Here is a 13,041-nt window from a genome sequence, read left to right as displayed (position 1 = left end):
TGTGTCACCTACGCTTGCCTGATGCTGGCGGACATCGACACCTGGGTGCTGGATCTCGACAACACCTTGTACCAGCCGCAGGTCGGTCTGGCCGACCAGATGAACGTCCGGATCCGTGCCTACCTCGCCAACCTGTTCGGCACCGACGAAACCGAGGCGCTCCGGCTGCAGAAGCAGCTCGTCGCCGACCACGGCACGACCCTGCGCGGCCTGATGACCACGCGCTCGATCGACCCGCACGACTACCTCGCGTGGGAGCACACGATCGACTATTCGGTCCTCGGTCCCGATCCGGTGCTGGCGGAGGTGCTCGGCGAGCTCCGCGGCCGGCGGTACGTGTACACGAACGGGTCGGCGTACCACGCGGACCAGGTGCTCGGACGGCTCGGGCTGACCGGCTGTGTCGACGGCGTCTTCGACATCCTGGCGGCCGAGCTGATCCCGAAGCCGTACGCCGCGAGCCTGGACGCGTTCCTGGCGGCCTTCGGGATCGACCCGGCCCGCGCCGCGATGTTCGACGACCTCGAGGTGAACCTGACCGCACCGTATGAGCGCGGGATGACGACCGTCTGGGTGACCGGCGGGACGCCGTCCGGGCAGTTGGCGGCGCGGCGCTGGCGAACCAGTGATCTGCCGGCGTTCCTGCGCGCAAACATCTGATGAATTGCCGCCATAACGCGGGCAGGTAGGCGAGGAGCAGGCAGAATGTGTCGGAAATGGTCTGATGACTTACGCTTCGTGAGGAGGTGAGGGGATGGCTGCTACGGACAAGGCGCTGGCCGGGTTGCGGCAGATGATCGCGTCCGGGGAGCTCGGGCCGGGGGCGAAGTTCCCGCCGGAGCCCGAGTTGTGCGACCACCTGGGGGTGTCCCGGAGCTCGCTGCGGGAGGCCGTGCGGTCGCTCGGCGCGCTCGGCGTGATCGAGTCCCGGCACGGGTCGGGCACCTACGTCTCGGCCCTGGACCCGGCCGCGATCATCAGCAGGTTCTCGCTGTCGGTCGAGCTGATCCCGCTCGAAGGCGTCCTCGAACTGCTCGAGGTGCGGCGCGTGCTCGAGTCGCATGCCACCGCCGCCGCGGCGGCCCGGCAGGACCCGGAGCTGGCCCGGCGGCTGGGCGCGATCCTCGACCGGCTCGAGTCGACCACCGACGCGACCGAGATCCAGCACCTGGACGCCGAGTTCCACGGCGCGATCTGCACCGCCGGCGGGAACTCGACCGTCACCGCGCTCACCGGCGTGATCCGCGGTCGCGGCGGGCATTACCGGATCTTCGAGCCGGGCGTGGACTTCGACGCGATCAAGCGGACCAGCGACCGCGGCCACCGGGAAATCCTGGACGCCATCACCACTCGCGATCCCGCGGCCGCCGCGACCGCCGCCTCCGCCCACATCGCCCAGACCGAACTCTGGCTCCGCGCCCTGCGCCCCGACCCCCAACCGGAACTGCCGTGAACTGGACCTTGAGGCCCGCGACGCACGAGGACCTCGAAGAGCTCGCCGAGCTCCGCGCGGTCGTCATGCGCCCGGACCTGGAACGCCTCGGCCGGTACGACGAACACCGCGTCCGGCAGCGCCTGCGCGACGCCTACGCGCCCGAGCACACCCAGATCATCGAGGTCGACGGCGAATTCGCGGGCTCCGTCAGCGTCCGCCCGGCGACCGCCGACGTCCGGTGGCTCGAGCACTTCTACCTGAACCCACGCCACCAGGGCCGGGGCCTCGGCACCGCCGTCCTGGGAACCGTGCTCAGCACCGCCGACACGGAACGCGCGACCGTCAAGCTGAACGTTCTCCAAGGCAGCCCGGCCCGCAAGCTGTACGAGCGGCACGGCTTCGTCGTCGAGCACGAGGATCCGGTCGACGTCTTCATGGTCCGGAAATTTCTCTGACCTGTCGAGATCTTGCGCGCGGGGCGTCGGCTGCATAACCTCCAGACACTTCATCGGAGGGGATCCGCCAATGTCCCGTTCACACCTGCTCGCGGTCGCGCTGACCACCGCGCTCCTCGGTGCCACACTCACCATCCAGCCGGCCGCCGCTGCCCCGGCCCCACGCATCACCCGGGCCGGGCTCGACCCGGCGCTCGTGACCGGCCGCGGCGCCGACGTACCGTTCGTCGAGCAGGAGGCGGAGAACGCCGCCTTCACCGGCGCGAAGATCGGCCCGGGGCGGGATGCGTACACGCTTCCGGCCGAGGCCTCAGGGCGAACCGCCGTACGGCTGCAGCCCAAGCAGTACGTCGAGTTCACGCTGACGCAGCCCGCGAACGCCTTCACTCTGCGGTACAGCATCCCGGACGCACCGGCCGGCGGCGGGATCACGGCACCGCTGGACGTGACCGTCAACGGGAAGCGCAAGCAGACCATGACGCTGACCTCGCAGTACGCCTGGCTGTACGGGATGTATCCGTTCTCGAACGACCCGAACGTCGACCCGATCCCCGGCTGGTGGAAGCCCGAACCGGACCCGGTCGCGAAGCCGTTCCGCCCGAACCACTTCTACGACGAGCAGCGCGTGCTGCTGGACCGGACGTACCGGGCCGGTGACCGCGTCCGCTTCGCCGTACCGCGGACCACGCCCGCCGCCTGGACCGTCCTCGACGTCGCGGACTTCGAGCTGGTCGACGCGCCGTTGAAGCAGCCCGGGAAGTCCCTCGACGTCCGGCTGTTCGGCGCCGACCCGACCGGCCGCCGGGACGCCGCGCCCGCGATCGAACGCACCATCGCGGCCGCCCAGCGCATCGGCTGGTCGGTGTTCATCCCCGCCGGCACGTTCCAGGTGAACCGGCACATCGTCGTCGACAGGGTGACGATCCGCGGCGCCGGGAACTGGTGGACGATCATCAAGGGCCGCGTCCTCCCGCTCGCGGAGCCCGCGCCGGACAAGTCCGTGCACAGCGCGCCCGGCTTCTACGGCAAGTACGCCGCGGACGGCGGGAGCACCGCCGTACACCTGTCGGACTTCGCGATCGAGAGCGATGTCCGCGAGCGCATCGACACCGACCAGGTGAACGGGATCGGCGGCGCGATCGGCGGCGGCTCCACGATCGAGAACCTGTACCTGCACCACACCAAGGTCGGCATCTGGCTCGACGGGCCGATGGACGGCCTGCTGATCCGCAACAACGTCGTCACCGACGCGATCGCCGACGGCATGAACCTGCACCTCGGCGTGTCGAACGTCCGCGCCACCAACAACTTCGTTCGCAACAGCGGCGACGACGGGCTCGCGATGTGGTCGGAGGCCAACCCCGCCGGGCTGGCGAACCACAACAACGTCTACGACCACAACACCGTGCAGACGCCGGTGCTGGCGAACAACATCGCGATCTACGGCGGCCGCGACAACGCCGTCACCGACAACCTGGTCGCCGATCCGATCCGCGAGGGCAGCACGTTGCACGCCGGCTCGCGGTTCGGCGCGACGCCGTTCGAGGGCACGCTGACCTTCGCCCGCAACACCACCGTCCGCGGCGGCCCGCGCGATCTCAACTGGGACATCGGCCTCGGCGCGATCTGGTTGTACGCGTTGCAGTCCACGATGGCCGCCTCGATCGAGATCACCGACAGCTCGTTCCTGGACTCGACGTACAACGCGATGATGTTCGTCGTCGACTGGCCGGTGAAGGACGACTACGCGATCACCGGGGTGACCGTGCGCGACATCAAGGTCGACGGCACCGGGACCAACGTGGTGAACGCCCGGGTCGGCGGCTGGGCGACGTTCGAGAACGTCGACGCCCGCAACGTCGGAGCGCCGTTCGTGAACAACTGCGGCACGTTCCACTTCGACGGCCCGCCGGAGTTCGACGTCCAGCTGCTCGGCGGCAACGACGGCGGCTGGACCGGCGCGACCTGGTGCGAGGACCGGCCTGCCGTCGTACCGCCGCCACCGCCGTCCCCGTGGAACTGAATGCGTAGCGGAGGCGTGCGCTAACCCGCCGTACATGAGACGATCTCGCCCGGGGAGCGGGGGTGGGGATGAGTCATGCGGCGAGTCGTCAGGTGGTGCTGGACGCATCACTGCGGTTGCAGGTCGTACGAGCCCGGAGCTGCGACGAGTGGTTCGCGGGTCACGGCACGGCGGAGGTCGAGGTCTTCGGGGACGACTCCGACGCGTTGCGGGACTGGTTGCAGGACCAGTGCCGGCGGTCCGAGGAGCTGGTCGCGGTGACGTCGACGCGGTGCCAGACGCTGCAGGGGTTCCGGCAGAGCCACGCGTTCAACCAGAAGCTGATCGACGGCGGCCAGCGGATGACCAGCTACTTCGACATCAGCGGCGGCGCGGACCAGGTCACCGACTTCATCATCGGAGCCGAGGACATGCCGTACCACCTCGCCGACGGTGCGCTGCAGGTGAAGCTGCTGGACCGCGAGCGGGTCGTCGTCGAAGGGCCGGTCGTGAACAGCCGGCGCAGCCTGATGGTGCTGCGCTGCCTGGAGGCGGTGAACGCGACCGGCCAGTACCTGCGCGCCGTCCGCGCCGTCCGCGAGACCGCCGTGCGCGCGTCCGAGTTCCGTGAGCGGATCGGCGAGCTGACCGCGCGCCAGCGGGTGATCGCCAAGGAACTCGAGTGCGGCCGCACCGACGAGGAGATCGCCGAGCAACTCGGGGTGAGCGTCCGGACCGTGCGCTACGAGGTGGCCCGGCTGCTGGACGTCCTGGACGTCACCACCCGGTTCGCGGCCGGGGTCCGGTACGCCCGGATGCAGGCCGTCGAGGACCGCGCGATTGCAGGAACCTGCAACAGATTCGCCGCCCTCGACGCGTCCCGGCGACGCTGAGCCCGCGGGCGCCCGCCAGTTCCGGAAGTGAGGCCGGGTACGGCGGCGGCGCCTGACGCTGCCGCCGTACCTCCGGATCCCCAGGCCATCACAATCACCCGATGCCTGCGCGCTCCGGCGTGACTTCTTCCGGATCCGCGGATTGTGATGGCCTGGGGATCCGGAACGCTGCCGCGAGGACGACGGCGCCGACGAGGACGATGCCTGCCGCGACGAGAGCGGCGACGTGCATCGCGTGCACGAAGGTGTCGTTCGCGGCCTGCACCAGGTCCGGCCGGTGCAGCACGCCGGCCGCGTGCCGGGTCGCCTCGGCCGACGCACCGATGGCTTCCGGGTTCGGCAGACCGGTCAGCTCGGGAGCGATCCGGTGCTGGTACGTCGACGACACGACGGTCCCGAGGACGGCGACGCCGAGCACGCTGCCGACCTGGCGCAGGGCGTTGCTGACCGCGGAGCCGGCGCCGATCCGGTCCATCGGGAGCGTCGCCATCACCGCCGCGGTCGTCGGTGCGACGGTCAGGCCGATCGCGAGACCGGCGATCCCGCCGATGATCCCGATCACCACGAGCGACGTGCCGACGTCGTACGTGAGGTTGAGCGCGAAGCAGGCCGCGAGCGTGAGGACCGCCGTTCCCGAGACCTTGGCGACGCCGAAACGGGCCGCCAGCCGGGCGCCGAGCGGTGCGCCGACGATCACGCCCATTGCCCCAGGCAACGACATCAGGCCGGCGTCCAACGCGCTCATGCCGCGCGCGCCCTGCAGGTAGAACGCCAGGTAGAAGCTCTGCCCGGTGAGCGTCAGGAAGACCGCGGCGAGCGCGAAGTTACCGGCCGCGAACCGGCGGTTGCGGAACAGGCGCGGGTCGAAGCTCGGCTCGTGCTCACGCGCCTCGGAGAACAGGAAGCCGGCGAGCAGCAGCAGGCCCGCACCGATACTCGCCCAGACCTGCCAGCGGTCCCAGCCGCCTTGGTGACCGCCTTCGATCAAGCCGTACGACAGGCCGAGCAGCCCGAGCGTGGACAGGCCGAGGCCGAGCGGGTCGAGCCGACGACGCTGCGGGCTGCGCGGGTTCGGCAGGACGACGGCGGCGCCGATCAGGCCGAACACGACGATCGGCAGGTTGATCGTGAAGACCGAACCCCACCAGAAGTGGTCGATCAGCACGCCGCCGAGGACCGGCCCGACGGCGACGCCGACACCGGCCGAGGACGACCAGATCGCGATCGCGCCGGCCCGGCGCTCGGGCGGGAAGGTCCAGCCGATGATCGCCATCGAGGTGGGCATGATCAGCGCGCCGCCGAGACCCATCGTCGCGCGAGCGAGGATCAGGCCGACCGGATCGGTGGCCCACGCGGCCCAGGCCGAGGCGATGCCGAAGACCAGCAGGCCGAGCATCAGGATCGTCCGGTGGCCGTAGCGGTCGCCGAGGGCGCCGGCCAGGAACAGGGCGGTGGCGAACAACAGCGAGTAGATGCCGACGGCCCACTGCAGCTGGCCGGGTGTGGCGCCGAGGCCCTGCACGGGGTCGGCGAGGCGTTCGAGAGCGATACCGAGGACGGTCGAGTCGATCCAGATCAGGACGGCCGAGACGACCAGGATCGCGAGGATGCGGCGCTGCCGCGGGGGGTCGATCGCAGACACGAAGTCTCCTATGATTGACAGGACCCTGACGAGGTTTCCCATCGTCATGGATTGACAGGTTCCTGTCAATCTCCTTTTCGGCAGAATGTGGTGCATGGACGTCAATGACGAGACCGGGTGTGTGACTTTCCTGGTGCGGCACGCCTGGCTGAGCATGCGGTCCGCGCTCGCGGTCGCGCTCGACGAGCACGGGCTGTCGGTCCAGCAGTACGGCACGCTGCTCTGCGTCCGGGAGTCGCCGGGACTCACCGTGGCCGAGGTCGGCCGCGTGGTCGGGACGACGCGGCAGTCCGCCAACGAGCTGATCGCCGGGATGGAACGCGCCGGGCTGGTCGAGCGGCGGCCGAACCCGAAGGACCGGCGTACCCAGCAGGTCCACCTCACCCCCGGCGGCGAGCGCCGGCTGGCCGAGGCCGCCCCGGCGATCCGCAAGGTCGAGGAGGACCTCGAGGCCTCCTTCACCGCGACCGACCGCGCCACCGCGCGGGCCTGGCTTGCGCACATGGTCACGGCGGTCGAGGGTTAGACGATGCGCGGACATGCTGAGCGGTTGGACGGTCTGGGTACGACGATCTTCGCGGAGATGTCCGCGCTCGCGCTGGCGACCGGGTCGGTCAACCTCGGGCAGGGCTTCCCGGACCGCGACGGTCCGGACTCGCTGCTCGAGGACGCGATCGCCGCGATCCGCGCCGGCGCGAACCAGTACGCACCCGCGCGCGGGGTGCCCGCGCTCCGGCACGCGATCGCCGACCACCAGCAGCGCTTCTACGACCTGACGTACGACCCGGACACGCAGGTCCTGGTCACCACCGGCGCGACGGAAGCGGTCGCCGCCGCACTGCTCGCGTTCGTCGAGCCGGGCGACGAGGTGATCGCCCTGGAGCCGTACTACGACTCGTACGCGGCCGGCATCGCGTTCGCCGGCGGCCGGCGCGTACCGGTGACGTTGCGCGCGCCGTCGTACCGGCTGGAGCTGGACGAGCTGCGCGCCGCGGTCACGCCGCGGACGAAGGTGCTGCTGATCAACTCACCGCACAACCCGACCGGCACGGTCCTCACCGACGAGGAGCTGCGCGGCATTCGCGACGTCGCGGTCGAGCACGACCTGGTCGTGATCACCGACGAGGTCTACGAACACCTGGTGTACGACGGGACGCACCGGCCGCTGGCGTCGTACGACGGGATGGCCGACCGGACCGTGTCGATCAGCAGCGCCGGGAAGACGTTCGCGGTCACCGGCTGGAAGATCGGATGGGTGACTGGTTCGCCTTCGGTGGTGACCGCGGTGACCACCGCCAAACAGTTCCTCACCTTCACCTCCGGCTCCCCCTTCCAGCCCGCCGTCGCCAACGCACTTGCCCTGGGCAACGACTACTACGACGCGCTACGCGCCGACCTGCGCTCCCGCCGCGACCTGCTGGCGGACGGCCTCGCCGACCTCGGCTTCGAGGTCCACCGCCCGGCCGGCACCTACTTCGTCACCACCGACATCCGTCCCCTCGGCCACACCGACGGCATCGAGTTCTGCCGAATGCTCCCCGAACGAGCCGGCGTCGTCGCAATCCCCCACCAGGTCTTCTACGACAACACCGAATTCGGCCGCCCCCTGGTCCGCTGGGCCTTCTGCAAGCAGCCCGAGGTTCTCGAGGAAGCCCTCGACCGCTTGCAGAAGCTCAGGGAATGAACCTGGCGACGGTTTCGGGGTCGCGGGCGATGGCGGTGGTTCGGTCGTCGGCGGTGATGATGGGCCGCTGGATGAGGATGGGGTCGGCGACCATGGCCTTGATCCAGTCGGGGCGGTGGGCCGGGTCGCGGGGCAGGGTCTTGAGCGGCTCCGCGGCGGGCTCGTTGTGGCGGACGACGTCCCAGGGCTCGAGGTTGAGGCGGGTGAGGACGGCGGTCAGTTCCTCGGCCGTCGGCGGGTCGTCGAGGTAGCGCCGGACGGTGTAGTCGATGCCCGCCTCGTCGAAGGCCTTGGTGGCCGCGCGGCATTTCGAGCAGGCGGGGTTGATCCAGATCTCCACGGGGTCTCCCGGCGTCAGCGGTGGGTGAACCACAGTCTGGTGGGTCGCTGGAGCATCAGGATCAGCAGGGTCGCGTGGACGGCAAGACCGAGCAGGCTGGCCGGAAGGGCCATGATTCCGCCCGCGATGCCCATGGCGGCGACGGCGATCAGCACGTACCGAGCCCAGGCGCGGCGCTTGCGGAGGTAGAGCGCGGGGACCAGGTAGACGACCGCGCAGACGAGGGTGGCCGCGACCGCGACCGATGTGTTGCCGCGGGAGCCGGTGAGCACTTCGGAGATCTGGTCGCCGGCCGACGTGAGCGTGAGAGCCGCCACCAGCAGGCACAGCGCGCCGAGCCCGATCGCGATGACCGAGGCGACGGTGACCTGCTTCGGCGTCGCCGTCTGGTAGCCGTACGTATCCGGAGCGGAACCGAACAATCCGCTGTACGGACCCGGCCCGTCCCGCACCGGCTCGTCACCACGCTGCCCAGTCATCCAACGTCCTTCCACGACCCCTGCTCCGATCCTCCCAGATCGGCCAAACAACGCCGCCCGAGCCGGGCCGGTCTGCATGACCGGCCCCGCTCGGGCGGCGAGCCTCAGGAGGTGGTGCGCCTGCGAAGGAGGCTGGTGGCGCCGATGGCGACACCGAATACGGCCAGACCGGCGAGCAGGCGGATCCAGCTGCGGTCGCCTTCACCGGTGGCCCCGGCCAGCTTGAGCGAGTACGCCGTTGCGCCGGTCGCACCCTCGGGAGCACCGAACGGCATCGACTCGGTCTTGGCGCGGTCTGCGGCGGCGGAGAGCAGGCTGTACCGGCGGCCGAAGTCGACTGCGGTGTCGGCGCCGTTCTTGGTCAGCACCTTCGCACCTTCCTTCGAGAGCCGACCGGCGCCGTCGGGGACAGCGGGCGCTTGTTCGTTGGCAGTGTTGAGGCCCTCCGACAGCTTGCCCGACCCCTCAGCCGCAGAACCGATGCCGGTCGCCAGATCCTTGGAGCCCTGCGCCAGTTGGTCCGAGCCGGTCTTGGCCTGGCCGACGCCGTCGGCCAGCTTGCCCGTACCGCCGGCCAGCAATCCGAGCCCCCTGTCGAGCTGCCCGGTGCCGTTCACCAGCACGCCGACACCCGCCTTGAGCTTGCCGGTCCCGGTGGACAGTGCACCCGCGCCCGTGTCGAGTTGGTCAGCGCCGTCCGACAGTTGGTTGAGGCCGGCCAGCAGCGTCTTGCCACCCGCCTGGATCTGTCCGACACCGGTCTGCAGCCCGTTGACCCCACCACGCAGGGTCTTGCTGGCCGGCGTGTCCTTCGAGGTGCCGACGCCGCCCTGGACGCTGGCCACCACACCGGACACCAGCTTGGTCACGCCGGCATCCAGCGCCACGAGGCCCTGCATCAGACCGGGCTCCGAGTCCGGACAGCCCGAGACCCGGTTGTCGAGCCCGCACTGCAGCTGCGCGATCCCTGGTACGGCGCGCTGGGTCAGCCGGCCCTTCAGGTACGCGAGCGCAGCCTGCAGCTTGGCGGAATCCGGCAGCGGCTTGTCGAGATCGGGCACCGGGTCACCCATCGAACCCATCTGGGCGATCACCGAGTCGAGGATCATCTTCTTCACCGGGTTGGTCTCCGGCCCCACATTCGACGCCCCGGCCGGGCCGTTCAGCACCGCGGCAGCAGCGCCGTAGCAAGCCTCGCTGTACTTTCCTTCCGGCTTGCCGTTGCTGACCGCATCGAGCGCATCCGCGGCGCAGTGCACGCCGCCGCGCATCTTGTCGATCCCCGGACCGGAGGCGGCGAGCTGCTTCTTCAGCGTCTCCAGTCCGCCGAGCAGCGTTCCCTCGGTTCCGACCGAGCCGATTCCGGCGCGGAGCTGCGCCACGCCGTCGTGCAGCGGTTTCGCCTTGGCGGGCAGCTGGCCGATGCCGCCGTACATCTGACCTAGTCCGTCCTCGACGCTCTTCAAGCCGCCGCTGACCTGGTTCAGTCCGTCGATCAGTGCAGGAGCCTTGCCGGTGGCCTCGTCCAGGCCGGACGCGAGTTTGCCGGTACCGGTCTTCAGCTTGCCGGCACCTGCGGCGAGGTCCTTCGCGCCTTTCTGCAGTTCGCCGGCGCCCTTGTCCAGCTTGCCCGCCCCCTTGGCGGCCTCGCCGGTCTTCGTGCGCAGCACAGATGCACCTGACTCGAGCTCGGCCATGCCGCCGGCCAGCTGCGACGCACCACTGGAGAGCTTCGTGGCACCAGGCGCGGCCTGGTTGGCGAGGCCGTCGTTCAAGGCCTTCGCACCGGCGTTCAGCTGGAGCAGGCCGGTGAGCAGCTTCTGCGCGCCGTCCCGCAGCCGGATCAGGTTCGAGTCCAGCGTCGTGCCGCCCTCGACCAGGTCGGCGCCCTTCGCCGCGCCGCTCTCGTAGCCGGTGACCGCGGTCTTGAACGCCGGGCTCTCCAGCGGGCTGACCGGCAACGCGGTCAGCTCGGCTTCGGGGACGATCGCGTCCTTGACCTCGGCCGACCAGCCGAACTCCGCGGTCGCGGCGCCGACGGGCGGGAACAGCGTCGCGGTGAAGCTCAGCTTCGTACCGCCCTTGCCGTCGCCGGCCTTGTTCGCCTCGGCCGAGGTGACATCGCCGAACTCGGGCGGCAGCACCGTCGTGAGCTGACCGACCATCGGAATGACGACGTCGGCCTGTTCGACGACCTGCTTGCCGTACCCGTCGGTGATCGTCACCGACTCGGTCTTGGCCGAGGTGTTCTCCACGACGTAGTGCGCCTCCAGCCGGCCCTTCTTGCCGACGACGTCACCGGGCTTGGACAGCTTCTTGCCGTTCAGGGTGTAGGTGACTGCGACCTTGATCGGCAGCTTCTTCTTGTCGAAGTCGCTGACGGTGCGAATCCGCTGCTCGCCGTCCACCGACAGGTCGACGGCCATCTTGCCGTCCTTGACCGCGAAGCCGCCGAAGCTGTCCAGGTTGCGCAGGCTGTCGGTCGACACCGGGTTGGCGACCTTCATCTTCCCGGTGCCGACGAAGGCGAGCTGCTCGTAGATACGGGCGCCCTCGACCTTGCCGCTGGGGTCAAGCCTGGCCTGCACCGTCTCGGTGTTGGTGACCGTGACGGGTCCGGCCGAGAGTGCGCTCGAGGTGGCCAGCGCCTGGGACGTCGACAGGACGAAAGCGGACGGGACGGCGACGGCGACCGCCAGTCCCCGGGTGATGCGTCGGGCGGTCACGCACGGTCTCCTTCGGTCGAGGCAAACTCACGGGTGTCGTCGGCAGGAACCCAGGCGTCTTCTTCAGCCGGCTCGTCGGGTGGCACGTCGGACCGCTCGGCCGGGGGCGCCGGCTGCGGCCGCCGGAGCGAGGTCGCCAGGAACCCGATCCCGGCCGCCAGCAGTACGCCGGTGGCCGCCGACGGCGACTGGGCCAGGAAGGCCGGACTGTCCGCGGTGTAGGTCTCCTCGTACACGGCGACCATCGCGGCCGCGCCGAGCAGCAGTGTCCACAACGGGATCTTTTCGCCCGAGCCGGCCGTGAACGCCACGCAGACGGCCACCACGGCGACGGCCGCGACGGCCCGCCCGGACGCCGAGTCCGGCAGATAGAGCGCCCGGACGGCGAATCCGAGCCAGGCGATGAACAACCCGATCAAGAAGCCGGTCGCGCGCATCGCCGGAGTGCGATCCTGCACCAGCCCCACCACACCCCCCAGGGCCCCGCCGACCAGCGCCACGTGCTGCGTGTTTAGACCGAGAGCTTCTCCGACCAGACACAACAGACCCGCGACGGCGGCCAGCAGCGCACCGGATAGCAAGGTACTGCGCTGCATTGAGTCCTCCACTCACTGCCGGACTCCGGGGACCCCCCGCCGGAAAATCCAAGTTTCAGGTACCTGAACTACCGTTCAGTACTTAGCTGACGGACGTTCCTACCAAGCAGTAACCCTTGGTTTCAAGAGCGGAGAGATACCGACTCGCTACAACGGGAAGTTCAAGTGTTTGAAGGCATTCCCGGCCAATACAAAAGCCGGAGCCGGATCCCGCAACGAGTTCTCAGCTGAAGAGTGGTGCCAGGTGTGGCAACGGGAGGAAGTGGACCGTGGTGCCGGTGGTGCCGTCCGTGGGGATCGGCACCAGGTCGGTGACAGGGACGCCGAGCTCGTAGCGCTGGGTCCACGAACCGTTGGTACGCCGGTTGGTGTGCACCAGCCACTCGCTCGAGGCAGCCACCACGGACATGCCTCGGCGCGGGTGACCGTCCGGAAGCAGCGGCGCCTCCGGATCCTCGAAGAACCGCAGGTCCTTGGTCGCCATGACCGGCTTCTTCACGACAGTGCCGTGCTCGTCGACGCGGGTGTCCGTGCCGCGCCCGTAGTCGGTGACCGCGATCGACCCGTCGGCGTGCAGCTCCACCGAGCACTCCGGGCGGCGCCCCGTGGACTCGGCTTCGTCCCCTGGGTACGCGAGCACCTCCAGCAGCAGGTGGAGCACTCCGCCCGGCGCGTACAGCTCGGGCTTCGCGCGAACCAGCTCCAGGTGCTCGTGATCGACCGAAGCAGCCCAGTCGTGGGTCGTGTTGATCCAGTCGGCGCGCGGAGTCACCCGGCCATTCTTCCCGA

The 13,041-nt window shown here is 69.8% G+C and carries 13 protein-coding genes; 7 read left to right on the top strand and 6 right to left on the bottom strand.

Features of this window, described 5'->3' with window-relative positions:
* Positions 1-21: 21 nt before the first annotated feature.
* From ACWEOO_RS21795 to ACWEOO_RS21775, 5 genes are all read left to right on the top strand, one after another.
* Positions 22-660 carry a pyrimidine 5'-nucleotidase gene (locus ACWEOO_RS21795; RefSeq protein WP_452144542.1) on the top strand — a complete coding sequence of 213 codons (639 nt, stop codon included), beginning with the start codon at positions 22-24 and terminating at the stop codon, positions 658-660.
* A 94-nt stretch (positions 661-754) separates the two neighbouring features.
* A complete protein-coding gene (locus ACWEOO_RS21790) occupies positions 755-1,453 on the top strand; it encodes a FadR/GntR family transcriptional regulator (protein WP_452144541.1) in 699 nt (232 codons plus the stop codon).
* On the top strand, positions 1,450-1,890 hold the full coding sequence (locus tag ACWEOO_RS21785; protein ID WP_452144540.1) for a GNAT family N-acetyltransferase: 441 nt from the start codon (positions 1,450-1,452) through the stop codon (positions 1,888-1,890). Before ACWEOO_RS21790 ends, ACWEOO_RS21785 begins: the two co-directional genes overlap by 4 nt.
* Before the next feature lie 70 nt (positions 1,891-1,960).
* A complete protein-coding gene (locus ACWEOO_RS21780; protein ID WP_452144539.1) occupies positions 1,961-3,913 on the top strand; it encodes a glycosyl hydrolase family 28-related protein in 1,953 nt (650 codons plus the stop codon).
* Positions 3,914-3,981: 68 nt separating this feature from the next.
* Positions 3,982-4,785 carry a helix-turn-helix transcriptional regulator gene (locus ACWEOO_RS21775; RefSeq protein ID WP_452144538.1) on the top strand — a complete coding sequence of 268 codons (804 nt, stop codon included), beginning with the start codon at positions 3,982-3,984 and terminating at the stop codon, positions 4,783-4,785.
* Positions 4,786-4,879: 94 nt separating this feature from the next.
* Here the strand turns inward: ACWEOO_RS21775 and ACWEOO_RS21770 are convergent, their stop codons facing one another.
* A complete protein-coding gene (locus ACWEOO_RS21770) occupies positions 4,880-6,427 on the bottom strand; it encodes an MFS transporter (protein WP_452144537.1) in 1,548 nt (515 codons plus the stop codon).
* Positions 6,428-6,521: 94 nt separating this feature from the next.
* Between ACWEOO_RS21770 and ACWEOO_RS21765 the strand changes: the two genes are divergently transcribed.
* Together ACWEOO_RS21765 and ACWEOO_RS21760 are read left to right on the top strand one after the other, a co-directional pair.
* Complete coding sequence (locus ACWEOO_RS21765; protein WP_363717663.1) at positions 6,522-6,953, top strand: MarR family winged helix-turn-helix transcriptional regulator; 432 nt, start codon at positions 6,522-6,524, stop codon at positions 6,951-6,953.
* Between the two features lie 3 nt (positions 6,954-6,956).
* Positions 6,957-8,111 (top strand): pyridoxal phosphate-dependent aminotransferase, encoded by a 1,155-nt coding sequence (locus ACWEOO_RS21760; RefSeq protein WP_452144536.1) that lies wholly within the window; start codon positions 6,957-6,959, stop codon positions 8,109-8,111.
* Here the strand turns inward: ACWEOO_RS21760 and ACWEOO_RS21755 are convergent.
* From ACWEOO_RS21755 to ACWEOO_RS21735, 5 genes are all read right to left on the bottom strand, one after another.
* Complete coding sequence (locus tag ACWEOO_RS21755) at positions 8,101-8,451, bottom strand: ArsC/Spx/MgsR family protein (RefSeq protein ID WP_452144535.1); 351 nt, start codon at positions 8,449-8,451, stop codon at positions 8,101-8,103. The genes ACWEOO_RS21760 and ACWEOO_RS21755 overlap by 11 nt on opposite strands.
* Before the next feature lie 14 nt (positions 8,452-8,465).
* A complete protein-coding gene (locus tag ACWEOO_RS21750) occupies positions 8,466-8,930 on the bottom strand; it encodes a hypothetical protein (protein WP_363717666.1) in 465 nt (154 codons plus the stop codon).
* Positions 8,931-9,034: 104 nt separating this feature from the next.
* A complete protein-coding gene (locus tag ACWEOO_RS21745; RefSeq protein ID WP_452144534.1) occupies positions 9,035-11,656 on the bottom strand; it encodes a hypothetical protein in 2,622 nt (873 codons plus the stop codon).
* Positions 11,653-12,252 (bottom strand): hypothetical protein, encoded by a 600-nt coding sequence (locus ACWEOO_RS21740; protein ID WP_452144533.1) that lies wholly within the window; start codon positions 12,250-12,252, stop codon positions 11,653-11,655. Before ACWEOO_RS21740 ends, ACWEOO_RS21745 begins: the two co-directional genes overlap by 4 nt.
* Before the next feature lie 223 nt (positions 12,253-12,475).
* The gene (locus ACWEOO_RS21735) at positions 12,476-13,024 is read right to left on the bottom strand and encodes a hypothetical protein (RefSeq protein ID WP_452144532.1); all 549 of its coding nucleotides are present in this window, start codon (positions 13,022-13,024) and stop codon (positions 12,476-12,478) included.
* Positions 13,025-13,041: the final 17 nt, after the last annotated feature.

This window comes from Kribbella sp. NPDC004138, assembly GCF_053603655.1.
This window is presented reverse-complemented; position numbering and strand designations above follow the sequence as displayed.

Coding starts and splice junctions, on each gene's coding strand:
- ACWEOO_RS21795 (WP_452144542.1), top strand. CDS start 22: ATGCTGGCGGACATCGACACCTGGGTGCTGGATCTCGACAACACCTTG.
- ACWEOO_RS21790 (WP_452144541.1), top strand. CDS start 755: ATGGCTGCTACGGACAAGGCGCTGGCCGGGTTGCGGCAGATGATCGCG.
- ACWEOO_RS21780 (WP_452144539.1), top strand. CDS start 1,961: ATGTCCCGTTCACACCTGCTCGCGGTCGCGCTGACCACCGCGCTCCTC.
- ACWEOO_RS21775 (WP_452144538.1), top strand. CDS start 3,982: ATGAGTCATGCGGCGAGTCGTCAGGTGGTGCTGGACGCATCACTGCGG.
- ACWEOO_RS21765 (WP_363717663.1), top strand. CDS start 6,522: ATGGACGTCAATGACGAGACCGGGTGTGTGACTTTCCTGGTGCGGCAC.
- ACWEOO_RS21760 (WP_452144536.1), top strand. CDS start 6,957: ATGCGCGGACATGCTGAGCGGTTGGACGGTCTGGGTACGACGATCTTC.
- ACWEOO_RS21750 (WP_363717666.1), bottom strand. CDS start 8,930: ATGACTGGGCAGCGTGGTGACGAGCCGGTGCGGGACGGGCCGGGTCCG.
- ACWEOO_RS21740 (WP_452144533.1), bottom strand. CDS start 12,252: ATGCAGCGCAGTACCTTGCTATCCGGTGCGCTGCTGGCCGCCGTCGCG.